Below are 22,440 nucleotides of genomic sequence, written 5' to 3' on the forward strand. Positions count from 1 at the left end.
CGTTATCACAGTGTGCTCTTACTTTTCCGGTTACCTCGTCGAGCTAGCGCATTCGGAATGACGACAAAGAGACACTCGAGCACGATTGCAACGACGGCGCCGACAACGATGCCCTGAGTCGCTAACTGCACTACGAGTTCCGGCCACACCCCGACAAGCGACCCGGTGAGCGCCGGCACTCCGAGTCCTGCCATCAGCGCGAGCGGGGCAATCAGATTGTGCGTCGAGTTACCACGATCACGAAACGCTGCCTGCGCCCCGGTAATGACGACCGTCGCGGCCGCGGGTAGGAAGAGTCCACCGATGACCGGCGCCGGCGTCGTGACCAGAACTGCCGCGACTTTGGGAAACATCGCGAGTGCGATCATCATCAACGCGGCAACACGGACCACAAATCTGCTTCCGATGCCGGTAATCCGAACGACACCAAGATTCTGGGCGTACGCGGTCGTACCGAACCCGCCGAACAGAGCCGACAACATCGAGCCTCCTGCCTCGCCCGCCACACCCGCGTTGATCTGTCGCTCCGTCAGAGGGAGTCGCGTCAGACGCGCTGTTGCTTCGTAGATCCCTATCGCCTCGACGACGGCCACGAAGAAGACGATGCACATGGTCACGGTGATGCCGAGATCAAAGGTCAACGATCCGTACGGCAGTAGCGTCGGGAATCGAAGCCACGGTGCCGCCGACACGCCGGAGAAGTCGAGACGCCCGAACGCGAACGCGAGGAGGTTTCCCACGACAAGTGCGATCAGAAAGCAGAATGAGCGAAATTTACCGGTAAACATTCCGCCGAGAACAACAACAGCGGTAGTCACAGTTGCGATGAGAATCGTCGAGGGCGTAGCAAAGTTCTCGGTGCCCGGCATACCGAAGAATTCCTGGATAGTGAACCCGGCCAACGACAGCCCCACCAGCAGAATGATTGTCCCCGTGACAGCAGAACTCAATACTCTGCGAATCTTCCCGAGAACGCCTGTGGCAGCAGCCAACAGAACAATTGCGGCGCCGATCAACAAACCGGTACCCGCGGCAGCGAGGGAACCCGCCTTCGCATATGCGATCGCCAACGGAGAGAAAGCCGACGACGGCCCCTCCACCACAGGTAGTTTGACCAGCTTCGTGGTCTGCAGGAGCGTTGCAACTCCAGCCGCCAGGAGCGTCGCCGTCAGGAGATTGGTGGACAGGGCAGCTCCGAGACCTGCTGCACTACCGATGAACAGCGGATCAAGCCACACGTTCGAGACGAGCAACTGCTGCGCGCCTAAAGCGACCTTCCTCGGCAAGGGAATCGATTGTTCGGTATCGATCGTGAGATTCTGATCGGCACCCTCGACTGACAGGTTGCCGTCCGTACTTTCATGTGACAAAGACATGGGTGATCTCGATTCAAGTCAGGTTTCGTTGCGGAGGACTGAAAAGTGAAGGAAAAGCTGTCGTTTCAGAGAAGCGACTGCATCCGGCGTGCATGAGTGTCGTGCGTTCGTAGAACGCCGGCCACAGCCGAATCGCACAATTGCCCACCGTCGACCAGGACCTTGCCTGCGACGACCGTCGTACCTGCTCGCGCAGGTCCACACCGAAGCCAGGCTTCGACCGGATCTGTCAGCGCACCCGCCAAAGCCAACGGCTCTGCTTCCCACACAACAAGATCCGCGCAGGCGCCGACGCGCAAGTGGCCGATCTCGTCATCCCACCCCAGGCAGGTGGCACTACCTCGCGTTGCCATGTCCAGGACATCGCGCGCAGTCATCGATGCCGGCCCATTCCTGAACCGACCGAGCAACAACGCAGTTCGCGATTCGAGCCACATCGACCCGTGATCAGTGGATGCCGATCCATCACATCCGAGTCCGACCGGCATACCGATACCGCGCAACAACGACGCATCGGCACTGCCACCACCGATCATCATGTTGGAACTGGGGCACTGGACCGCGCTGACTCCGGCTGCAGCCAGACGAAGCTGCTCGGATGAACTCGGATAGATGAAATGCGCCACCCACGTACGTGATCCGGCCCATCCTGTTCGTTCGAGATATTCGACCGGAGTACACCCGTATGTCTGAAGGCAATACGCATGCTCGTCCATGTCCTCGGCGAGATGACTATGCAGCCGGACGTCGTACGCCTCGGCCAGTTCTGCGCTCTCACGCATCAGTTCTTCTGTCACCGAAAATGGTGAGCAGGGAGCTAGAGCTACGCGAGTCAGCGCACCTGGATTGGGATCGTGATACTTCTCGATCAGTCTCACGCTGTCGGCGAGAATCGTATCTTTGTCCTGAACAACAGATTTCGGAGGAAGTCCGCCGTCCACAGTAGAGCGGGTCATCGAACCTCGCGTTGCAAGGAACCTGAATCCGAGTTGGGTGGCCGCCTGAATTTGTGCGTCGATCAACTCTGGTCTCGGATGGACGTACATGTGATCCATCGACGTCGTGCAGCCTCCCAGGAGAAGCTCCGCCATCGCCACATAAGTCGACGCGTGTACTGCTTCCGGTTCGAGTTTCGACCAGATGGGATACAGAGTTGTCAGCCACTCGAACAGAGTGCCGTTCACCGCAGGCGCGAAGGACCTCGTGAGGTTCTGATACATGTGGTGGTGCGCGTTGACCAGGCCTGGAGTGACCAAACGTCCTGCGGCATTTAGCTTCCGATCTGCGCTGGGCTCGGCTGATCCAGTAGGACCGAAGGAATGAACGCGTCCGTCCACAACCGCCAACCAGCCGTCTGTCAGTTCGGTATTGCGGTCAATGTACAGATACGCGTGAGTGATCAGAAGATCTACATGAATGTGTGGCGACATCGATTCGCACCGCTCTTCTCTCGGGACGTAGACAGGGCGCAACGAACCGCGCAGCAGTTGCGCGGGCCGTCACCCTGTTCCTGCGGCTGCGAACCACAGGATCGTCACCGCGTCAGAACCTGAGCGGGCGGGTCGGCCGCAGATCAGCGTCTGCGACTACACACAGTTTCCAGATCGAATTGGTCGGCGGCATTGCTCTCGTGTAAATCCGGCGTTACTCCTTCACCTACGCAGAAAACCCTGATGCGACACTTGGGGTGCGACCCAAAAAGAGCCCCGCCCGACTCGCGTCGGACGGGGCTCTCGGTGTGCGCTGGAACGCTACTTCGCGCCCATCCATGCCTGATCGAACAGCATGATGCCGGTTGCAGTCGGAACCACACCGTGCACGTTCTTCTGCCAAGCCCAGAAAGAAGCCAATCCACCGACCGGTGCCGACGGAACCGTCTCGTTCCACAGGGTCTGGATCTTGCTGATCACGGCAAGCGCCGACGCGTTGTCCTTCGCCTGCTGCAGATCCGCGATCAACTGATCCATAGCGGGATTGGCGTAACCCGCAGTGTTGGACTTCGACGTGCTGTTGGTAGTCGAGTACAGACCGAGATCGGGAATCGACTCGTACAGACCGATACCGGCGTGAGCGAGGTCGAAATCGTTCTTGACGTAGACGTTCTGAACGATGTCGCCGGCATTGTTCGCAAGAATCAGGTTCACCTCGAACCCGACGGCCTGAAGCAGAGACTGCACAGCCAAACCGATCGCATGGTCCTTCGGCTCGCTGAGCACGATGTAGTTGAGCGTGCCGTTGTATCCGTCGGCCTTGGCTTGGCTCAGAAGTTCCTTGGCCTTGGCGGGGTCGTACGCGATACCCGGGGTGTCGACGTGCCACTGAGACGTCGTTCCGAACAGCTCCGAACCCGGAAGCCCTTCACCGTTCTCCGCGCGCTGATCGATCAGCTCTGGATCCAGTGCGTAACCGATAGCCTGGCGGACGCGAACATCCGAACCCGGCCGGCCCTCGCGGTTGTTGATGATCTCAGCACTGCCGGCATTGAGGACATCGATGTAACCGGGGTAGCCGGCGGACTTGGCGGAGTTGATCGCCGACGTCAGACCGCGAATGTAAGCCACGTCCAGCTGACCACTGTTCAGCGATTCGAGATTGGCCTGCGGGCCGTTCAGCGCAACCATGCGAAGCTGCTCGAGCTTGGGAGCACCGCCGTAGTAGGCGGGGTTGGCCTTGAAGATTCGTTCGACGCTCGGGCTGAACACGCCTTCGGTGAACGGTCCGGCGCCAACGGCGGTGAACTTGTCACCCTGTTGTGAGCTGGGGGCGACGATCATTCCATGGCCGAGTGCCAGCATCGAGGGAAAACGCATCCACGGCGTGTTCAGGTTGAATACAACGGTAGCCGCGTCCGAGGCTTCCATCGAGGTGACCGATGCGACCCACAGCTCTGCGCCGTTGCCCTTACCTGCGTTGTACCGGTCGATGCTCGCGATGACAGCGTTGGCGTCGAGTGCGGTTCCGTCGCTGAACTTCACGCCGTCGCGCAGCTTCAGGGTCCAGGTCTTGCCGTCGTCGTTGGTTTCGAGTGACTTGGCCAACTTCGGTTCGAATTCACCGGTCGCCGTGTCGTAGCTCACCAGAACGTCGTACACCGCCGCCAGGGCTTCGCCGCCGGAACCGCCGCGTGCTGCAACCTTGGTCGGGTCCAGCGACGATGCGAGGACCTGGACACCGTACGTCAGGGTGCCGCCTGCAACCGGCGTGCCCGCATCGCCTTGTTCATTGATCATTCCGGTGACGATCGACGCCGATCCGGTGTCACCGTCGGTAGTGCCGCCGTCGTCGTTGTTGCTTGCACAGCCGGCGAGCAGAATGCCGGCTCCGAACAATGCAACCGCTGTGCGGCTGAATTTCCCGACGCGTCGGGACCTCGAGTGAGTCACGTCGACCATCACTTCCTTCTTGCGCAGAGAAGGAGGTCCGGACTTCGCGAAGAATGCCGGACCGCCCGCGGCCCTGGAATGGGCGCTGCGGCTAATAGTGATGCTCGACAAGTAGTGACGCACGGCACGTTCCCGCTGACCGGTACCAAATTCGACCTAATCCGACCGACCAGTTGAAGAATCGAATCGGACAATAGAAAAAGCTCCAGCTTCGTCGTTTCGAGAACGAGAATCTGGAGCTTGATTTATCGAGTTGTGGTGGCCAGGGCCGGGATCGAACCGGCGACCTTCCGCTTTTCAGGCGGACGCTCGTACCAACTGAGCTACCTGGCCGGACGGCACCCGAACCGAATGCCTATCGCACTGCATTGTTCTCAACCGATTGACTGAGAACAATGCTTTGCGACCCTGACGGGACTCGAACCCGCGACCTCCGCCGTGACAGGGCGGCGCGCTAACCAACTGCGCCACAGGGCCTTGCTTTTTCCTTGCTGTGAAACCGTACTACATCTTCTCGCTGCTCCCAAACCACTGTCCTAGCTGGGCATTTCTGCAACTCAAAGCGTGTCGTGCGGGTCAAACCATACTGCATCGTTTCGCTTTCGCAAAACGTACCCCCTACGGGATTCGAACCCGCGCTACCGCCTTGAAAGGGCGGCGTCCTAGGCCGCTAGACGAAGGGGGCGCGCCGGATCACTCCGAGCAAGTACCCCCTCCGGCATTCCGTTGGGAGCTTGGATAGCTTAGGACACACCACGGGAAAAACTCAAATCGCCAGGTCAGCGAGTAAAAATGACCCTATTCCCGCAGGTAGGACTCGACCGTGGCCCAACCCTCGCGATGAAAATTCTCGATCCAATCCGAGCTGGCCATCCCTTCGAGCACTACTTCGAGCGCTTCCTCGAACCAGAGCGCAAGGTCACCACTCTGCGACATCAGATCCGCCATGTAGCGCTGACCGGCAAGGCTTGCGGCCAGGACACGCGTGAACTTCTCAGGCTCGACGCCTTCACGCAACAAACCTTCGGCCTTCGCGCGCGTCGCGAACTCGAATGCCGAGCGTCCCCATACCTGACCGGCACCCGACTTCACGTCGGCATAGAACTCCGGCTCGATAATCAGCCTGAACTCCGCCTGCACGATCACGTTGGTTCGAAACAGCGTGGCAATGTCGAGCACGAGGCCATGAAGAAGCTGAAACGGATCAAGGTCCGTCCGTTTCAACCACTGATCGGTGACGTCCGTGAACATCTCCATCGCAGCGGTCAAGATCGCTCTTGCCAACTCTTCTTTCGATTGAAAATGGAAGTACATCGCGCCTTTGGTGGCACGGGAGCCTTCAAGGATCGTATTCACCGACGCTGCGGCGTAACCGCGCTTGGCGAACTCGATTGCAGCCGCTTCGACCAGGGCGGCGCGGGTACGCCGCGCACGCTCTTGTTGACGTGCCATATGCGGTGTTATGCCTCTCGCCGAGTCGATATCCCAAAGGTGCCGCCTGCGACACCCACAATCCCCCGGAAGCTCACAATATCCCCTCCGGATTCGCCACGTAAGCCTTACCGCGACACCCACCAAAAGTACTAGTGATGTCATTCGATCAGATGACACCGAAAAAGCAAGCACACCCCCGGAACACACCGGGTGGTATCGTTCTGGCCGCTCGGGTGCGGCACAGGGGGTGCGCATCCGAGCTTCTCTGTTTCGAGCCCATGTTCGAACCGATGCCGAAGCACCCATAACACCGAGACTTCGCTGTCAAGCCTAAGAAGATTAAACAACCACAGTTACTATTTGTTCACAATATGTGGACGAAAATCGGACATTGACCGATCAACTACACAGTTAGGTTGCCTAATATTCATGGGCGACCGAGGAGCGGCAATGACCCAGCACGAGATCGACGCTCTAGCGGAGGACCTCGGCGTTTTCGCACGACGCCTGCATAGCGAACGGATTGGGCCCCACCTCAGTGCCACCCACGTCCACGCTCTCGGACATCTCGACCGCCACGGACCCATGACGGCCAAATCCCTCGCGCAACTCGAGCGCGTCACGCCTCAATCGGTCGCCAAAGCGATTGCAACGCTCCAAGCTCGGGGCCTGGTAACCCGGCGATCCGATCCATCCGACGGCCGCGCGCACCTCATCGATCTGACCGACGCCGGCGCGTCCGCACTCCGCGATGATCGACGTCTGAGGAATCGATGGCTTACCGAAGCCATCCACGCCGAGTGCACCGACGCCGAACGTGATCTCCTTTGGATCGCCGGCAGAATCCTGCGACGCGTCGGAAACTCACCTCTCGCACCGCCTGACACGCTTCCATAGCGCTCAGACAGGCTCGGCCACAGCAGCTCTCCGAGGCAATCGCACGTTTGTGAATCTGTCATCAGGATCCCGGAATCACCCATTTGACGGGGGCGGTGTTTTCACCTGCTTCGCGGTCTGGTTAGACTCTGCGCCGCGCCCCTATAGCTCAGTTGGTAGAGCTACGGACTTTTAATCCGCAGGTCGTAGGTTCGAGTCCTACTGGGGGCACCAAACAACAGTCCGGCACCTCTTCGGAGAATGTCGGGCTGTTTTTTGTTTGCCCGCACGACGGAGTGCTGTACTACATTCGCTCGAGATTTTCGGAAACATCCCGTTTGATACTTTTACCTCGTGAGGTCCAACCCCTCGGATTCGCTCTCGACAAGCACCGCAGCCCTGCCCCTCGCAGCGGAAACTGTTGTGCGCGAATGACTCGACGCAAACACCGCAGGGAGCCGGCGCACAGATGTCTGACACCGATACGAGAAATCGGGTAGATCCACAACCCCCGCACTACGAACCCGACGACCGATGGGTTCCAGTAGACCGGCGATGGTTGGGCCTCGACCGTGCCACTCTGATTCCCGCCGCAGTCGTGATCGCGTTTGCACTCGTCATGGCGTTTGTCCTACCCACAATCAACGATTCGGTGTCCTACGACGACGAAGTCGTGGCCGGAGATGTCATGGAACTCGACGGTGGAATAACCTTCGTTCCCGTCCCCGGCTGGGGCATCACCGCAGGAGTTCGCGACACCGATACCCCGATAACCGGCACCTACCCGGATGCCGCGAGGGTGACCAACGGGGCCGTCTCCTTCACCGTCAAAACAGCACCGTTCACCGGCGACGCGCGCGAACTGCTCGAGCAGATCAAGACGACCACCGATGCGCTTGCGTCTGGGGAGTCGTTCAGAGTCAACGGTGAACCCACCGTGATCATCACCGAAAGCGGCCATCGCGGCGTCATGGCTGGGTACTCGAATTCCACCGCTGACGGCGTCATCGCTGCCTTTGTGATCGACGGAGTGGGTGTCAGCGCGATTGCCGTCGGCCCGAGCAACATCGACCCCTCGACCACCGAAGCTATTGCTCGCATGATCGTCAGCATCAGCCAACGACCCGGAGAGGGCTCATGATGACCATGTCCACTGTGCAGTCGACAGGCGATTCGAACGCCACCCGTGTCTCGGCAATCGAAAACTCCGGATGGGGACGGTCGTTCACCTTCTACCAACCGCGCAATGCCGCATTCTGGGTGTACGTGCTGTTGGTGACCACCGGAGTCTTCCAGTTCTTCTCGATGCTGGCCTCCAGTGCCGGCGCCTACGGCGAGGCCATCGGACTCTCCGTCGTGCTGTTCAGCGCGTACGGTGCGGCGTTCTGGTGGTTCACGCACCACATCGACCGGTATGCACGCCAACCGGCAAAACTGATCGTCGTGGCCTTTCTGTGGGGAAGCTTTGCTGCTACCTGGGGAATGGCCGCGCATGCAAACGACGCCATTCTCGCGTTGTACGCCAAGATGTTCGGGCAAGCCTGGGCGGCCGACTGGGGAGCAGGCCTGGCGGCGCCGTTTACCGAAGAGACCGCCAAGGGTCTGGGACTCGTCCTGTTGATAGCCTTGGCCTCCCGCTTCGTGCGCACCGCGTTTGACGGGTTCATTCTCGGTGCGTTCATCGGACTCGGTTTCCAGCTCTTCGAAGACGTTGTCTACGCCTTGAATTCGGCAGGTTCACAATTCGGTGCCAATCAGATCGACGCCGCGATGACGACCATTGTGATGCGGATGGTTGTCGGAGTTGCCGCACACACGTTGTACAGCGCAATCTTCTGCGCCGGACTTGTCTACCTTCTCGGCCGACCTGCCGAGCCGCGGCGACTCGGCCGAGGCATCGCACTGATGGCAACGGCGATGCTTCTGCACGGCCTCTGGGATTCTGCCGCCGCTCTTGCACAGGGCAGCGCACTCATGTTCCCACTGCTCTTCGTACTCATCGTCGTCGCACTTGTCTTGGTGTTGCGGGTGTTTCGGTTGACCGTTCCGCGTGAACGTCATTTCTTGCACGACATTCTGGCACCGGAAGCCGAACATGGCGTGATCACCGGTGACGAGCTCACAGCAGTGTGCGGCAACCACAAGGCTCGCAAGGCTTTCCGCAGATCCGCAGGAACCCGCGCCGATCGCAAACGAAATGGATATGTGCTCGAAGCAACGGCAGATCTCGCCGATGCTCTGGCCTATTCCCGCGGAAACAACACTGACCGAGTCGAATTTGCACGATCCGAAGTAGCCCGGATCAGAAGCGGTCGGCCGTCGATCAAGGCCTGACCTACGCACCGTCAGGAACTGCGAATCAAGCGCCGGACTGCGTCAACGGCAGTCTGCCTTCGCAGGGCCGCCGCTCGCGACGATCCAGGTCTCACGTCACCGCCGCTATGCGGAAGCGCCAGGGTTCTGGCAATTTCGGTGATCACGATCAGCAACTCCGCCGGGTTCCAACTGGGATCGATATGCCCGTCGGCTTGGCCCTGGCGAATCTCCGCAATTTTCGGGCGCAACGTGTTGCGTCGAATGTCGTGGTAACTCACAGTTTCAGGCGCTTCGAGATCCGCCCATTCCTGCAACCGGGCATTCTCGGGGTGCGCGAGGTAGTTGTCGAACAGTCGACCGGTGTACGCAGGTAAGTCGTCTCCACGTAAGGCGGTCTCGGCCGTGGTCTCGACGGTCCACTGCGCCATGACCGCGGAGAAAAGATCTTCCTTGCTCGCGAAGTACGCGTACAGGCGGTCTTTGCTCGCTCGCGCGTCCTTGGCGATGCGGTTGATACGAGCGCCCGCAAACCCGTATCGGGCAAATTCTTCCTTGGCGGATGCAAGAATGCGGTCCCTGGTCGCTTCCCCGGCTGAACGCATGCGCACATCCTAGATCGATTCCACCGTTGCCGAACCACCCGGTTCGGCGTAGCGTCCAGAGTTCACGAACAAATTGGTTCGGGAAAAAACTCTCAACGCCGTTCCACAAGGAGAACCATGAACCTCGACGACGCCCGCAGCGCTTTCGCAAAGCTCCGCGAGCAGGAAAACGATGTCTCCCCCACCGAACTCGATGAAGTGTGGGCTGCTTTGGAGACCGTCGACGCAGCGGACATCCTCGGTGAATGGAAAGGTGACGACTTCGCTACCGGCCACCGTCTCCACGACAAACTCGTGGCAAGCCGCTGGTTCGGAAAAACCTTCAACTCGGTCGAGGACGCAAAACCACTGATCTGCCGAGACGAGAACGGAAACCTCTACTCTGACATCAAGGGCGGCAACGGAGAAGCGAGCCTCTGGAACATCGAGTTCCGCGGCGAAGTCACCGCAACGATGGTCTACGACGGCGCACCGATCTTCGACCATTTCAAGAAGGTCGACGACACAACGCTCATGGGAATCATGAACGGAAAATCGAAGCTGGTCCTCGACAACGGCCAGCACTATTACTTCCTCCTCGAGCGAGTGTGATTCGCCCGGAGAAGAATTCGATGTCCACTCGAAAAATGAGCGCCGCGCTCTCGCACGGCCCCGACTCCCCTTTTGCCCTCGAGACCGTCGAGATCGAGGAACCCCGCGCCGACGAGATCCTCGTGCGGATAGTCGCGACAGGTCTGTGCCACACGGATCTGTTCACCAAGTCAGCGCTACCGAAAAAACTCGGCCCCTGCGTGTTCGGCCACGAGGGCGCGGGGATCGTCGAGGCCGTCGGCTCGTCGATCACCCATATCTTCGAAGGCGATCACGTGCTGCTGAGCTATCGAAGCTGCGGAGCGTGCCGCCAATGCCGAAGTGGGCATCGGGCGTATTGCGAACGCTCACATCGACTCAACAGCTCAGGTGCGCGCACCGACGGTTCGGCGCCGATCACGCAGAACGGCACTCCGATCAGGTCCGCGTTCTTCGGTCAGTCGAGTTTCGCGCAATACGCCATCACCACAGCCGACAACACCGTCGTCGTTGATCCTGCGGTTGATCTGACCGTCGTAGCTCCGCTCGGCTGCGGGTTTCAAACCGGCGGCGGCGCAGTTCTGAATACTCTTCGCCCCGAACCCGACTCGACGTTTGTGGTCTTCGGAGCTGGCAGCGTCGGATTCGCGGCTCTCCTCGCGGCGCGAGCAGTGGGGGTTTCCACGCTGGTTGCCGTCGACCCGGTACCCGAACGTAGGAAGCTGGCCGAAGAGTTCGGCGCAGTTGTTGTCGATCCCGGCTCCGACGACGTTGTGGCAGCGGTGCGCGACGCCACCGACGGCGGATCGACTCATTCCCTCGACACCACCGGAATCGGTGCGGTTGTCAATCAGGGCGTGACATCACTTCGCGGCCGCGGAACACTGGTCGTGGTTGGGCTCGGAGCCCACGACCTCACCGTGAACATGGCCGACATCATGTTGAACGGGAAGACTATTCGAGGATGCGTCGAGGGTGATTCCGACATAGCTACGTTCATTCCCCGGCTTGTCGATCTCTACACCGCCGGACAATTTCCGATCGACCGACTGGTGACGCCCTATGCGTTCGCAGACATCAACAGAGCCGTCACAGATCAGGCAGCTGGAAAAGTAATAAAGCCTGTTCTCTTCTGGTAGTTCACATTTCGGGAGCCGGAGCTTCGCCCTTGCTCTGCGGTTCGTGCTGCTTCAGGTCGCCGCGCATCTTGTCGATTTCTTTGCCACGCTTCTTGTACCTGTAGCCCAGGAACACGATTCCGACGAACAGCGCGACACCGATGATCGCGCCGAGTACCGAGGCGCCGCGGAATCCAGGACCGTCGACGTCGAGGACGCGTTCGCCGGCGTGCGCAGCATTGCTGTTTCCGAGAACGATGCTCAGCGTCAGCAAGTTGGGCAAAGCAAAAATCACACCGAGCACCAAAGCACCGATCTGTATCGGCCGCGCATGTTTCCGTTTCCGCACCTGCCAGATTGCGCGAAAGAAGAGCAGTGGGACCAACGTACACACGAGCCCGAACATCACGCCCCACGCAATTCCGCCACTGAAACTGCCGTCGGCGAGCGACGCAATCCGCTGAGACCACCAGCGTGGGAGGTACGCGGCGAGAATGAAGTAGGTGATGACCAGAACAACGGCCGCCACGCCGATCATGATGGCCTTTTTCGCCCATGGCGGCATGCCCGATGTGGTGGTAGCCGATGGTGCTTGCTGTGTCGTCATGACCAATCCTCGTCTAATCGGCGTACGTGTCGTCACGAATCTATCGGGTTGCCGCCCGCAGCATCCCCGTCGAGCACTATTCGGGCCAGCTTCTTCGGCGCAACCAGGGTGTACGAGGTGTAGATCCATTCCTCGAGCTGATCCCAGTACTCTCCCTCGATCTTGCCACTGAGATCGAGAGCAACCCAACCGTGCCGACCCAACCCGTACCCTGCCGCGGTTGCTCTTGATTCAGTCGCGACCACCGCCTCGGCTTCCGGTTTGCTCAGCTTGATCGTCAGCGACGTGGCATCGGCGTTGCAGAACACGAAGTTCTTGCCACGCACTCGAAAGGTGGGATGCCCGTCCCACGCTTCGATGTCGACGCGCTGCGCTTCGGGAAGGCTCAGCGAGATCTCTTCGAGTCGACGCATATTGTCCGCCATGGTGACATTGTGCATGGTCAACTCAGGCCGTCCAGGAAAAGCCTGTCGAAAGCACGCGCGTCGTCGCTAGGCTCGTAACTCGACCGCGTTAGACGTTCACCGATCCTTCGGGAGAGTGATATGCGCACGTTTGTACATGTGGTTCTGCTGATCTGCGGTATCGCCGTGACGGTCGGCTCGTTCATGTCGATATTGGCCGGAGTGAAACCCGGAGATGTCCGTCTCGAAGACTTACGAGATGGCTTTCCGGTCGGCTGGGCTATCGAGCAGATCGCCGATCAGTCCGTACCGTTCTACCGATCCATGATGATTCTTCTTCTCGGGTCCGGCGTGGCGATCTTGATTGCGGCAGTGTTCGGTTCACGCCTCGCGGCGTGGATCGGAGTGATTGTCGGACTCGCCAGTCTTGGCACCTTCTATTACCGCGTCAATGAGCAATTCGACAACATCATCAGGGAAAACTACTCCACAATCCTGACGAATCAGACAGGATTCATTCTGACCGTCGGCGGCCTCGCACTTGCGCTTCTCGTATGTCTGGTCCCCCGAGAAAAAACCCAACGATGACACCTCCGCAACATCCGAGCTACCGACGGTCTCGAACATTCACTAGTGTCTGCATCAACCGGGTGCTGACAAGTAGGACCCCAGAAAAGTAGGGCATCGAATGGCTTCGCTTGACGACCTTCTCTCACAGATCCCGATCGATCAGATCGCGCAGCAACTCGGCGTAGATCAGGCAACCGCGGAAACTGCTGTGAAATCGGCACTTCCCACGCTGGTCAGCGGTCTCGGCGCCAATGCCGACAGCGAGGCCGGCGCGGCGTCGCTCGAAAGCGCGTTGCAGTCGCACGCCAACACCACGATCCTCGACGACGGCATCGACATCAGCAAGGTCGACACCGCTGACGGTCAGAAGATCGTGGCAAACATCTTCGGCAACAACACCGATCAGGTGGCCAGCACGCTGGGTAGCGTCGGCGGCGGAAACGATCTGGTGAAGCAGCTACTCCCGATTCTCGCGCCGATCGTGCTGGCGTACCTCGCCAAGCAGTTCACGGGCGGCGGATCGGCAGCGCAGACGCAGACTGCCGGCGGTGGCGGCATCGGAGATCTTCTGGGCGGACTCCTCGGCGGCGGAAACTCCGGCGGCGGCATCGGCGGAGCACTCGGCGGTCTCCTCGGCGGCTCCGGTGGCGGCGGCATCGGAGATCTGCTGGGCGGACTCCTCGGCGGCGGCAAGAAGTAGGCGATAACGCCAGTTGCGGCGGCCGAAGTGCCGCCGCAATTGGAATCAGTCAACCCGGGTGGACCGAAACATCTTCAGTGACAATCCCATTGCCACCACAAGCAAACAGGCGACAAAGATGCTGACGCCATTCCAGCCACCTACTGCAAAAGCTGAGCCTGCCAGAACGCCGGCCACGGACGAACCGGCATAGTAGGCAAACAGGTAGAGCGCCGACGCTTCCGCCCGATGGACTCGGGCAAGCCGGCCGACCCACCCACTGGCTACGGAATGCGCGGCAAAGAACCCTCCGGTGAAGAGCAACATCCCCACCAACGTCAGCGCGAGGTTGTCGGGGACGGTCAACGCAAGGCCAAGCGCTGTCACCGATACGGAGCCAAGCAACACCCACCGCTGCCCAACTCTGTCCGCGGCAGCGCCGGCCGCAGTCGATGTCACGGTTCCCGCGAGATAGAACAGAAATACCAGCCCCACCACCGCCTCGGATAGGCCGAAAGGTGCTGCAGCGAGACGAAACCCGAGGAAGTTGTAGACGGAAACAAATGCGCCCATGACAATGAAACCCAGCGCGAAAAGCGTCCGCAGCGCCGAGTTCGCAAGGTGAACGCGCAGATTCGACATTAGCCGTCGCACAGATATCGGCTGTGGCTGGAAGAATTGCGACCCCGGCAGGGTCCTGGTCATGACGATCGCAAAGACCGTCGAGAGCAGCGCGACCGCAAAAAGCGCCCAGTGCCAAGAACTTACGTCGACCACTGCAGCCGGGATCAACCGTCCGATCAATCCGCCGACGGTGGTGCCCGCAACGTAGCGCCCCATCGCTGCGCCTAAATCCTTCGGGTCGATCTCCTCCGCGAGATACGCCATGGCAACCGCCGGAATTCCCGCCAGCGCAGCGCCTTGGAACGCTCGGCCCACCAGCAGAACCTCGATTGTCGGACTCAGCGGCAGCAGGAGACCGATCACGCACGACGTGATTGCCGAGAAGATCATGACGCGGGTCCGGCCGAAGCGTTCGGACAATGCACTCGCCGGAATGATCGCCAATGCCACCATGCCCGTCGTCACCGAAACGGACAGGGCCGAAACCGCGGGCGAGACTCCGAAAGAGTGCGAAAACGCAGGCAGCAGTGCCTGAGCCGAGTACATCGACACAAACGTCGTCAATCCCGCTGCAAACAATGCAAGCGTCACCGCGCGGTATCCGGCGGATCCCCGGCGGTACGACGCGATTCCTGCGCCGACTTCTGTTCCTGCGCTGATTTCTACCGACATGCTCATCGTCACGACCTCCGGCACGAATCTTCCGCGCCCATGACAACAAAAGAAAATGCATTAATTTGCTGTTCTACATACCTCCGAGACATATAGGCTTCCACCTGTGATGTTGTCGGACGATCTCGAGTGGTTTGTCGTGCTGGCTGAAACCCAACAGGTCACGGCGACGGCGGATATCACTCACCTGTCGCAGCCCACGCTCTCTCGCAAACTCGCACGGCTCGAACGATCCGTTGGTGTGCCGCTCTTCGACCGACACGGCCGTCGGCTCACACTCAATCGGTACGGCCGCATCCTCTACGAACATGCAACCAGCGCCCTGAACACACTCCATTCCGCGTTGCGCCAGATCGACGCCCTGGCCGGGCCAGACACCGGAACGGTGCGACTCGACTTCCTCCATTCGTTCGGAACCTGGTTGATTCCGCGCATGATTCGGGCATATCGAACCGAACATCCGGGTGTTCGCTTCGAACTCCATCAGGATCGAGCGCAGTTCCTGAGTGATCGCGTTATCACCGGCGACGCCGATTTGGCGCTTGTGTCGCCGCAGCCGGACAACCCTCGACTCGCATGGACTCAGATAGCGCAGCAAAAACTTGCCCTCGCCGTTCCGCTCGGACATCGTTTCGCGGACCTGCCCGAGGTCGATCTGGCCGACGCTGCGGGCGAGCAATTCATCGGAATGCAGCTGGACTTCGGCATGCGGCGAATTCTCGACGAGATGTGTGCCGCGGCCGGATTCACCCCGGATTTCGTCTTCGAGAGCAGTGAGCTGGCAACTGTGGGCGGGTTGGTGTCCGCATCCCTGGGCGTGGCCGTCATGCCGATTCAGGATCCGCCCATCTGGGCAGAGGGAATCGTGTTCGTTCCCCTTGCCGGCGCAACACGCAAGATCGGGCTTGTCTGGACCGAGAATCGGGAATTGTCGAGGCCAGCGCGCGATTTCCGTGATTTTGTCCGCGAAAATATGTGGTCCTGAAACTCACACGTACAGCCAAACCGGCAGGTATGATCTCGGCAACAAGCGAATGGAACGCATCGGACAATTCAGACTGCGTCCATCTTCCGTCCACGTACGCTGGCTACGACTCGGTAACATTCGCGCAGGGGGATCAGTTCATGTCGATCAGGCCAAACCTACGGTACCGTAGGCTGGAGCGAAGTCGGGCATTCACTCAACACGGAGGCAAATAAATGACGAGGATTCTGACGCAGCTCGAACTGCTGACAGAACTGCAGCCGGTTGCCGAAGAGAACGTCAACCGGCACATCTCCATGGCAAAGGAATGGCACCCGCACGACTACGTCCCGTGGGACGAGGGTCGCAACTTCGCAGCCATGGGCGGCGAAGACTGGAGTCTCGAACAATCCCGGCTCGGCGAGGTCGCCCGAGCTGCGATGATCACCAATCTCCTCACCGAGGACAACCTGCCGTCGTACCACCGCGAGATCGCCGAGAACTTCTCGCAGGACGGAGCCTGGGGCACCTGGGTCGGCCGCTGGACCGCCGAGGAGAATCGCCACGGAATCGTGATGCGCGACTACCTGGTTGTCACGCGCGCCGTCGATCCCGTCGAGCTCGAGCGCTACCGCATGGAACACATGATCACCGGCTACAACCCGCCCATCCCGGACGACGGAGCCGGCGTTCTCCACTCTGTCGCGTACGTCACCTTCCAGGAACTCGCGACTCGCGTCAGCCACCGCAACACCGGCAAGGCCTGCAACGAGCCGATCGCCGACAAGATGCTTCAGCGCATCGCCGCCGACGAGAACCTGCACATGATCTTCTACCGCAACATCTGTGCCGCCGCTCTCGATCTTGCACCTGATCAGACACTGAAGTCCGTGTCGAACATCGTGCAGAATTTCCAGATGCCCGGTGCTGGGATGCCCAACTTCCGTCGCAACGGCGTTTTGATGGCCAAGCACGGAATCTACGATCTCCGTCAGCACCTCGACGAGGTCATCTGGCCCGTTCTGCGCAAGTGGAACATCTTCGAGCGCAACGACTTCAGCGCCGAAGGCGAGAACACTCGCGAAGAACTGGCTGCCTTCCTCGAGACACTTGCCGCCCAGGCGACAAAGTTCGAGGAGCAGCGCGATCGCATGCTCGCCCGCGAAGCCGCCAAGCGTGAACAGCAGGCCTCTTAGTTTCACCAGCTATTCTGTGCCCGGTACCGGATTCGGTACCGGGCACTTTCACTTGTCAGAAATATTTGTTCAGAGGTAGTCATGTCTTCCCTTCGTATCGGTTCACTCGAGCTGCACAGCCCCGTGGTCCTCGCGCCCATGGCCGGCGTCACCAATGTCGCTTTCCGCACGCTCTGTCGTGAACTCGAACTCGAACGTGCAGGCAGCACCTCCGGGCTCTACGTGTGTGAGATGGTCACTGCCCGCGCGCTCGTAGAGCGCCAGCCGGCCACCATGCACATGACCACCTTCGGCCCCACCGAGACTCCGCGGTCCCTGCAGCTCTACACCGTCGACCCAGACACGACCTACGCTGCGGCCAAAATGATCGTCGACGAGAACATGGCCGACCACATCGACATGAACTTCGGCTGCCCAGTGCCGAAAGTCACTCGAAAAGGTGGCGGCTCCGCGCTCCCCTACAAGCGTCGACTGTTCGGACAGATCGTCGCAGCTGCCGTTCGCGCCACCGAGGGCACCGACATTCCTGTCACGGTGAAGATGCGCGTCGGTATCGACGCGGACCATCACACGCACCTCGACGCCGGACGCATCGCCGCTGCCGAGGGCGCCGCCGCAATTGCCTTGCACGCGCGCACCGCGTCGCAGCGCTACTCCGGAACGGCGGACTGGAACGAGATCGCCCGCCTGAAGGAACACGTTCCCGACGTTCCGATTCTCGGAAACGGCGACATCTTCGACGCGTCCGACGCCGCCCGCATGATGGACGAGACCGGCTGTGACGGCGTTGTCGTCGGACGCGGATGCCTGGGCCGCCCGTGGCTGTTTGCAGAGCTCAGCGCGGCTCTCAACGGTCAGCCCATCGCAACGCCTCCGACGCTCGGCGAGGTCACCACGATCATCGCCCGCCACGCCCAGCTCCTCGCCGCACACCACGGTGAGATGAAGGGCTTACGCGAACTCCGCAAGCACGTGTCCTGGTATCTGCGCGGATTCCCGGTCGGGTCGGACCTGCGCGTGTCGATGGCACTGGTCAGCACCCTGACCGAACTCGACGAACTGCTGGCCCAGCTGGACAGCTCCGTTCCATTCCCGAAGGACGCCGAAGGTCCCCGCGGCCGGCAGGGTTCCCCCGGTCAGGTTGCCCTGCCCGAGGGCTGGCTCGACGATCCCGAGGACGATCTGGTGCCGGTCGGAGCGGACATCATGCATTCGGGCGGATAACGCATTGCTGTGAATTCGGGCAATTCGCCAAGTTTCTGAGTGAATAACTCAGGATCCACCAGTAATATGGCTCCAGCTTCGTCAACAGCAGTTGGACGGCGCACGACAAGAGACGCACTGTCCGTATCGGCAGTCAACGACGAGACAGGTTGCATCGGTGGGTGATGATCACGACTCGGGCCCGCCTTCGCCCGAAAGCCGCGCCCCGTGGGAGCGCCCCCTCGCAGATCAGCGATACCGCAATCGTCGTTCGTCTAAACCCGAACCCACTGGCGCGACACAGTCCGACGCCCCGCCGTCAGAGCGTCGGAGCAGTGAACGCTTCGGCCGATTCGGTCGACGTGACGCACCACCGAGCGACAGCATCTCCGTCGCAGAACTCGTCCAACGAGTCGGCGATACAGCCGGCCAGCGTGTAGTCGAACCGCCGGCCCCGAAAAAGAGCAGCCCGGCAGCGCCACCTGTTGACTCGAGGCCTCCCATCAGGCCCCCCGACAAACCGCTGCCCCCCGAAAAGCCGCTGCCTCCCCCACCGATCGCACCGGCCGCGGCCGAATGGATCAGCAGCGACCCGCCATCCTCCGCTTCTCCGCGTGTCGTCAGCGAAACCGGTGGTAGTCGGCTTGCGCTGAACAAGATTCGACGCCGCCAGCGTATGAAGACGATCAGCCGATCCGCGGTCGCATTTCTTGCCGTGATGTCACTGACCATGACCGGCGTCGTCTGGGGCTACCTTCGCACCACCGAAGGAAAGTTCGAGCAGATCGCTGCGCTCGACACCAACTCCGACGACATCGTCGACGCGGGCGGCCAGCTCGGCGACGAAACCTATCTGATCGTCGGCACCGATACCAGGGCCGGCGCAAGTGGTGAGATCGGCGCCGGCACCGTCGAGGACGCCGAAGGCGCCCGGGCCGACACCGTGATGCTGGTCAACATCCCCGCCGACCGCAGCCGCGTCGTCGCCGTCTCGTTTCCCCGCGACCTCGACGTCGACCGGCCGGTCTGCCAGGGCTGGGACAACAGTTCCGGGACGTACACCAGCGAGTCCTTCCCCGCCGCCTCTGGCGACAAACTCAACGCGACCTACGCCCTGGGTGGCCCGAAGTGTCTGGTCAAGGTCATCCAGAAAATGTCCGGACTCAAGATCGGCCACTTCGTCGGCATGGACTTCGCCGGATTCGAGAGCATGGTCGACACAGTTGGCGGGGTCAACATCTGCACCCCGGTTCCCATCGAAGACGGCATTCTGGGCACTGTCCTCGCAAACAGCGGAAACCAGGTACTCGACGGCCGGACCGCGCTGAACTACGTCCGCGCCAGGCATGTCGAAGCCGAGGGCAACGGCGACTACGGGCGCATCACGCGGCAACAGAAGTTCCTGTCCGCGCTGCTGCGCTCGGCACTGTCCAACAATGTGCTGCTCAATCCCAGCAAGCTCAACGGGTTCATCAACGCATTCACGCAGGACACGTTTGTCGAGAACATCGATACAAAATCCCTGGTCACGCTGGGTCGATCATTGCAGAACGTCGATGCGGGCGCCGTCACCTTCCTGACCGTGCCCACCGACGGCACCAACGACTGGGGCAATGAAATCCCCCGGACCGACGAGATCAAAGCCCTGTTCCAGGCAATCATCGACGACGAGCCGCTTCCGGGCGAAGAGCGTGACACAGATACCGACAAGACATCGACCAGCTCAGCGCCCTCCACCGCCACGACGCCGGTGCCCGAGGCAACACTCGTGTCGGCAATGAGTCCGTACAACATCTACATCGACGTTTCGAACGCGTCAGGCGTTTCGGGCCAGGCCGCGACCGCTGCCGACCAACTTGCTGCATACGGATTCCAGATCTCCACGATCGGGAATTTCAGTGCAGCGACGGGACTGGCCAATGTCCAGGCCTCGGCGACTGTGGTGCGGTATGCGGCCGGTTACGAAGCCGAGGCCGCCACCGTCGCATCCGCAATTCCCGGAGCCGTACTCGTTCTCACCCCGAGCATGGGCGACATGGTCGAACTTGTCATCGGCAGCGATTTTTCCGGCACAGTCGTAGCGCCGGCAGATCCGGGAACGTCGTTGTCCGCAGAACCGTCATCGGTGGACACCAGTGTGTCGACGTCACTGCCCTCCGACATTGCCTCAGTCAACGCCGGAGACACAGCCTGCATCTGACGCTGCAGTGATCATCTGCATCTGACGCTGCGGTAATCATTTCGCACGACGCTGCGGTGATCATTCACCTTGCGTTCACCTGTCGCTTGTGACTTGGTCTTTCACTGCACGTAGGCTCTCACCTCATGCGCGTGGCTTACAACGAACAGATGACCGAGCTTGCAGACTTGCTCGGCGAGATGGCAGGACTGGCAGGCACCGCCATGGAGCGAGCCACCCAGTCACTGCTCCAAGCAGACCTGACCCTGGCCGAGCAGGTGATCGGCGAACACGACCGGATCACCGAACTCAGCACACTTTGCGAGGAGCGTGCCTTCGCGCTGCTCGCCTTGCAGGCTCCCGTTGCCGGCGATCTCCGCTCCGTCGTCAGCGGAATCCAGATCGTCGCCGACATCGACCGCATGGGCGCCCTTGCCCTGCACGTCGCCAAGATTGCGCGTCGTCGCCATCCGAACCACGTCCTCCCCGAGGTCGTCAACGGCTACTTCGCCGAGATGGGCCGCATCGCCGTCAGTATCGGTGCCGCGGCAAAGGAAGTCCTCGAGACCCGTGATCCCGAGCGTGCAGCCCGTCTGCGCGAAGAGGACGAGGCGATGGACGACCTGCACCGTCACCTGTTCACGGTCCTCATGGATCGCGACTGGAAGTACGGAGTTGCAGCGGCAGTCGACATCACGTTGCTCGGTCGCTTCTACGAGCGCTTTGCAGACCACGCTGTCGAGGTCGGACGCCGAGTGATCTTCCTCGTTACCGGCAAGCTGCCCGAAGAGCCCGAATCCACCGAAAAGGTCGACAAACTGACCGCCTACCCGGATCTGTAACCACTCCCCGTCACGAGCAGAAGGCGGCCGCGCATGTGCGTGGCCGCCTTTCTGTTGTGTCCCTTCAGTTAGAACCCAGCCATTCGTCCAACGTCGGCCCGGCGCTGATCGAGTCCGCTCCCGGCAGGAGAGCACCGCTGCGCATTGCCTTGCCTGCTCCTGGCATGGATACCGGGATCAGCAACTTCCGCGTGCCTCGACGACGCAGTATTTTCCTCGTCATCTCCGGGATCTCGAGGACTTCCGGACCGGCGAGATCAGCAGTGCGACCCGACGGCCCCTTCTCCGCTGCCTGCACCAACGCCTTCGCAACGGTCTTGGCAGCGACGGGCTTCGATCTCATTCGCGGTACGAGGGCCAACGGGCCGAAACCCATGAGCGACACCGTCTTCTCGCCGAACTCGAACCACTGCGTGGATCGCAGAATCGTGAACGGGATGCCCGACGCGCTGACTGCGCGTTCCTGCGCAGCCTTACCCTGGTAGTACCCGAATGCCTTCAATCGCGGATCGTCACAGTTGACGATCGAGAGCACAACATGGTGCTTTACTCCTGCCGCATTCTCTGCTGCGGCAATGTTCTGCGCCGCGGCCTCGAAGAATGCGACGGCCTTCTTTGCACTGTTGGTGACGTGGTCACTGACATCGACAACCGCGTCGACACCCGCGAGAGCTCCGGCCAGCCCGGCACCAGTGCTGATATCGACGCCGGTCGAGCGGGCCGCGATCACCACGTCGTGGCCCGCCGCCTCGGCTTCCGCAACTACGAGCTTGCCCATCAAACCTGTCCCACCGAGCACTGCTATCCGCATGATGTCTCCTCGAC

22 protein-coding genes and 4 tRNA genes are annotated in these 22,440 nt (G+C 60.7%); 14 read left to right on the forward strand and 12 right to left on the reverse strand.

Annotated features, from left to right (window positions below; all coding sequences use genetic code 11):
- Positions 1-5: 5 nt before the first annotated feature.
- Together FEZ60_RS06595 and FEZ60_RS06600 are read right to left on the reverse strand one after the other, a co-directional pair.
- Positions 6-1,376: a solute carrier family 23 protein gene (locus FEZ60_RS06595; protein ID WP_172935765.1), complete on the reverse strand. Its 1,371-nt coding sequence runs from the start codon at positions 1,374-1,376 to the stop codon at positions 6-8.
- 65 nt (positions 1,377-1,441) lie between these two features.
- On the reverse strand, positions 1,442-2,806 hold the full coding sequence (locus FEZ60_RS06600) for an 8-oxoguanine deaminase (RefSeq protein WP_172935766.1): 1,365 nt from the start codon (positions 2,804-2,806) through the stop codon (positions 1,442-1,444).
- Between FEZ60_RS06600 and FEZ60_RS06605 the strand changes: the two genes are divergently transcribed.
- Positions 2,797-3,012, forward strand: coding sequence for a hypothetical protein (locus FEZ60_RS06605; protein ID WP_172935767.1), 216 nt, complete (start codon positions 2,797-2,799; stop codon positions 3,010-3,012). The two genes, FEZ60_RS06600 and FEZ60_RS06605, sit on opposite strands and share 10 nt — an antisense overlap.
- Positions 3,013-3,127: 115 nt before the next feature.
- On the opposite strand, the gene FEZ60_RS06610 is transcribed toward FEZ60_RS06605, so the two are convergent.
- From FEZ60_RS06610 to FEZ60_RS06630, 5 genes are all read right to left on the reverse strand, one after another.
- On the reverse strand, positions 3,128-4,882 hold the full coding sequence (locus tag FEZ60_RS06610) for an ABC transporter substrate-binding protein (RefSeq protein ID WP_239654766.1): 1,755 nt from the start codon (positions 4,880-4,882) through the stop codon (positions 3,128-3,130).
- A 133-nt stretch (positions 4,883-5,015) separates the two neighbouring features.
- Positions 5,016-5,092 (reverse strand) — tRNA-Phe (locus tag FEZ60_RS06615).
- A 70-nt stretch (positions 5,093-5,162) separates the two neighbouring features.
- A tRNA-Asp gene (locus FEZ60_RS06620) sits at positions 5,163-5,236 on the reverse strand.
- Between the two features lie 135 nt (positions 5,237-5,371).
- A tRNA-Glu gene (locus tag FEZ60_RS06625) sits at positions 5,372-5,444 on the reverse strand.
- A 113-nt stretch (positions 5,445-5,557) separates the two neighbouring features.
- The gene (locus FEZ60_RS06630) at positions 5,558-6,211 is read right to left on the reverse strand and encodes a TetR/AcrR family transcriptional regulator (protein ID WP_172935768.1); all 654 of its coding nucleotides are present in this window, start codon (positions 6,209-6,211) and stop codon (positions 5,558-5,560) included.
- 432 nt (positions 6,212-6,643) lie between these two features.
- Between FEZ60_RS06630 and FEZ60_RS06635 the strand changes: the two genes are divergently transcribed.
- The 4 genes from FEZ60_RS06635 to FEZ60_RS06650 all read left to right on the forward strand — a co-directional run bounded on the left by FEZ60_RS06635 (position 6,644) and on the right by FEZ60_RS06650 (position 9,403).
- Positions 6,644-7,090, forward strand: a complete 447-nt coding sequence (locus FEZ60_RS06635) for a MarR family transcriptional regulator (RefSeq protein ID WP_033233991.1) — start codon at positions 6,644-6,646, stop codon at positions 7,088-7,090.
- A 137-nt stretch (positions 7,091-7,227) separates the two neighbouring features.
- A tRNA-Lys gene (locus tag FEZ60_RS06640) sits at positions 7,228-7,303 on the forward strand.
- Between the two features lie 235 nt (positions 7,304-7,538).
- Positions 7,539-8,210 (forward strand): hypothetical protein, encoded by a 672-nt coding sequence (locus FEZ60_RS06645; RefSeq protein ID WP_116102211.1) that lies wholly within the window; start codon positions 7,539-7,541, stop codon positions 8,208-8,210.
- Complete coding sequence (locus FEZ60_RS06650; RefSeq protein ID WP_172935769.1) at positions 8,210-9,403, forward strand: PrsW family intramembrane metalloprotease; 1,194 nt, start codon at positions 8,210-8,212, stop codon at positions 9,401-9,403. The genes FEZ60_RS06645 and FEZ60_RS06650 overlap by 1 nt, the downstream gene beginning before the upstream one ends.
- Positions 9,404-9,414: 11 nt before the next feature.
- Here FEZ60_RS06650 and FEZ60_RS06655 read toward each other — a convergent pair whose 3' ends face one another.
- Complete coding sequence (locus FEZ60_RS06655) at positions 9,415-9,987, reverse strand: TetR family transcriptional regulator (protein WP_172935770.1); 573 nt, start codon at positions 9,985-9,987, stop codon at positions 9,415-9,417.
- A 117-nt stretch (positions 9,988-10,104) separates the two neighbouring features.
- Between FEZ60_RS06655 and FEZ60_RS06660 the strand changes: the two genes are divergently transcribed.
- Together FEZ60_RS06660 and FEZ60_RS06665 are read left to right on the forward strand one after the other, a co-directional pair.
- Positions 10,105-10,578 (forward strand): DUF4334 domain-containing protein, encoded by a 474-nt coding sequence (locus FEZ60_RS06660; protein ID WP_045068844.1) that lies wholly within the window; start codon positions 10,105-10,107, stop codon positions 10,576-10,578.
- Between the two features lie 20 nt (positions 10,579-10,598).
- Positions 10,599-11,696, forward strand: coding sequence for an NAD(P)-dependent alcohol dehydrogenase (locus FEZ60_RS06665; protein WP_172935771.1), 1,098 nt, complete (start codon positions 10,599-10,601; stop codon positions 11,694-11,696).
- A 1-nt stretch (position 11,697) separates the two neighbouring features.
- Here the strand turns inward: FEZ60_RS06665 and FEZ60_RS06670 are convergent, their stop codons facing one another.
- Both FEZ60_RS06670 and FEZ60_RS06675 read right to left on the reverse strand, forming a co-directional pair.
- Complete coding sequence (locus tag FEZ60_RS06670) at positions 11,698-12,282, reverse strand: hypothetical protein (protein WP_172935772.1); 585 nt, start codon at positions 12,280-12,282, stop codon at positions 11,698-11,700.
- 32 nt (positions 12,283-12,314) lie between these two features.
- Complete coding sequence (locus FEZ60_RS06675) at positions 12,315-12,707, reverse strand: MmcQ/YjbR family DNA-binding protein (RefSeq protein WP_045069738.1); 393 nt, start codon at positions 12,705-12,707, stop codon at positions 12,315-12,317.
- 120 nt (positions 12,708-12,827) lie between these two features.
- Here FEZ60_RS06675 and FEZ60_RS06680 point away from each other — a divergent pair, with 120 nt between their 5' ends.
- Positions 12,828-13,274, forward strand: a complete 447-nt coding sequence (locus FEZ60_RS06680; protein ID WP_172935773.1) for a hypothetical protein — start codon at positions 12,828-12,830, stop codon at positions 13,272-13,274.
- 100 nt (positions 13,275-13,374) lie between these two features.
- Positions 13,375-13,956, forward strand: coding sequence for a DUF937 domain-containing protein (locus FEZ60_RS06685; protein ID WP_172935774.1), 582 nt, complete (start codon positions 13,375-13,377; stop codon positions 13,954-13,956).
- A 45-nt stretch (positions 13,957-14,001) separates the two neighbouring features.
- On the opposite strand, the gene FEZ60_RS06690 is transcribed toward FEZ60_RS06685, so the two are convergent.
- On the reverse strand, positions 14,002-15,231 hold the full coding sequence (locus tag FEZ60_RS06690) for an MFS transporter (RefSeq protein ID WP_242484499.1): 1,230 nt from the start codon (positions 15,229-15,231) through the stop codon (positions 14,002-14,004).
- 109 nt (positions 15,232-15,340) lie between these two features.
- Between FEZ60_RS06690 and FEZ60_RS06695 the strand changes: the two genes are divergently transcribed.
- The 5 genes from FEZ60_RS06695 (at position 15,341) to phoU (ending at position 21,615) form a co-directional block, all read left to right on the forward strand.
- Positions 15,341-16,216: a LysR family transcriptional regulator gene (locus FEZ60_RS06695; protein ID WP_172935980.1), complete on the forward strand. Its 876-nt coding sequence runs from the start codon at positions 15,341-15,343 to the stop codon at positions 16,214-16,216.
- 215 nt (positions 16,217-16,431) lie between these two features.
- The gene (locus FEZ60_RS06700) at positions 16,432-17,391 is read left to right on the forward strand and encodes an acyl-ACP desaturase (RefSeq protein WP_033233981.1); all 960 of its coding nucleotides are present in this window, start codon (positions 16,432-16,434) and stop codon (positions 17,389-17,391) included.
- A gap of 81 nt (positions 17,392-17,472) precedes the next feature.
- Positions 17,473-18,615 (forward strand): tRNA dihydrouridine synthase DusB, encoded by a 1,143-nt coding sequence (gene dusB, locus FEZ60_RS06705; RefSeq protein ID WP_033233980.1) that lies wholly within the window; start codon positions 17,473-17,475, stop codon positions 18,613-18,615.
- A 157-nt stretch (positions 18,616-18,772) separates the two neighbouring features.
- On the forward strand, positions 18,773-20,794 hold the full coding sequence (locus FEZ60_RS06710; protein ID WP_033233979.1) for an LCP family protein: 2,022 nt from the start codon (positions 18,773-18,775) through the stop codon (positions 20,792-20,794).
- Between the two features lie 125 nt (positions 20,795-20,919).
- On the forward strand, positions 20,920-21,615 hold the full coding sequence (gene phoU, locus FEZ60_RS06715; RefSeq protein WP_033233978.1) for a phosphate signaling complex protein PhoU: 696 nt from the start codon (positions 20,920-20,922) through the stop codon (positions 21,613-21,615).
- A 64-nt stretch (positions 21,616-21,679) separates the two neighbouring features.
- Here phoU and FEZ60_RS06720 read toward each other — a convergent pair whose 3' ends face one another.
- Positions 21,680-22,426 (reverse strand): SDR family oxidoreductase, encoded by a 747-nt coding sequence (locus FEZ60_RS06720; RefSeq protein ID WP_172935776.1) that lies wholly within the window; start codon positions 22,424-22,426, stop codon positions 21,680-21,682.
- Positions 22,427-22,440: the final 14 nt, after the last annotated feature.

The sequence above is a fragment of the Rhodococcus sp. MS16 genome, assembly GCF_013277795.1.
GTDB classification, from domain to species: Bacteria; Actinomycetota; Actinomycetes; order Mycobacteriales; family Mycobacteriaceae; genus Rhodococcus_F; species Rhodococcus_F globerula.

Coding starts and splice junctions, on each gene's coding strand:
- FEZ60_RS06595 (WP_172935765.1), bottom strand. CDS start 1,376: ATGTCTTTGTCACATGAAAGTACGGACGGCAACCTGTCAGTCGAGGGT.
- FEZ60_RS06600 (WP_172935766.1), bottom strand. CDS start 2,806: ATGTCGCCACACATTCATGTAGATCTTCTGATCACTCACGCGTATCTG.
- FEZ60_RS06630 (WP_172935768.1), bottom strand. CDS start 6,211: ATGGCACGTCAACAAGAGCGTGCGCGGCGTACCCGCGCCGCCCTGGTC.
- FEZ60_RS06635 (WP_033233991.1), top strand. CDS start 6,644: ATGACCCAGCACGAGATCGACGCTCTAGCGGAGGACCTCGGCGTTTTC.
- FEZ60_RS06645 (WP_116102211.1), top strand. CDS start 7,539: ATGTCTGACACCGATACGAGAAATCGGGTAGATCCACAACCCCCGCAC.
- FEZ60_RS06650 (WP_172935769.1), top strand. CDS start 8,210: ATGACCATGTCCACTGTGCAGTCGACAGGCGATTCGAACGCCACCCGT.
- FEZ60_RS06655 (WP_172935770.1), bottom strand. CDS start 9,987: ATGCGTTCAGCCGGGGAAGCGACCAGGGACCGCATTCTTGCATCCGCC.
- FEZ60_RS06660 (WP_045068844.1), top strand. CDS start 10,105: ATGAACCTCGACGACGCCCGCAGCGCTTTCGCAAAGCTCCGCGAGCAG.
- FEZ60_RS06665 (WP_172935771.1), top strand. CDS start 10,599: ATGTCCACTCGAAAAATGAGCGCCGCGCTCTCGCACGGCCCCGACTCC.
- FEZ60_RS06670 (WP_172935772.1), bottom strand. CDS start 12,282: ATGACGACACAGCAAGCACCATCGGCTACCACCACATCGGGCATGCCG.
- FEZ60_RS06675 (WP_045069738.1), bottom strand. CDS start 12,707: ATGGCGGACAATATGCGTCGACTCGAAGAGATCTCGCTGAGCCTTCCC.
- FEZ60_RS06680 (WP_172935773.1), top strand. CDS start 12,828: ATGCGCACGTTTGTACATGTGGTTCTGCTGATCTGCGGTATCGCCGTG.
- FEZ60_RS06685 (WP_172935774.1), top strand. CDS start 13,375: ATGGCTTCGCTTGACGACCTTCTCTCACAGATCCCGATCGATCAGATC.
- FEZ60_RS06690 (WP_242484499.1), bottom strand. CDS start 15,231: ATGTCGGTAGAAATCAGCGCAGGAACAGAAGTCGGCGCAGGAATCGCG.
- FEZ60_RS06695 (WP_172935980.1), top strand. CDS start 15,341: ATGTTGTCGGACGATCTCGAGTGGTTTGTCGTGCTGGCTGAAACCCAA.
- FEZ60_RS06700 (WP_033233981.1), top strand. CDS start 16,432: ATGACGAGGATTCTGACGCAGCTCGAACTGCTGACAGAACTGCAGCCG.
- dusB (WP_033233980.1), top strand. CDS start 17,473: ATGTCTTCCCTTCGTATCGGTTCACTCGAGCTGCACAGCCCCGTGGTC.
- phoU (WP_033233978.1), top strand. CDS start 20,920: ATGCGCGTGGCTTACAACGAACAGATGACCGAGCTTGCAGACTTGCTC.
- FEZ60_RS06720 (WP_172935776.1), bottom strand. CDS start 22,426: ATGCGGATAGCAGTGCTCGGTGGGACAGGTTTGATGGGCAAGCTCGTA.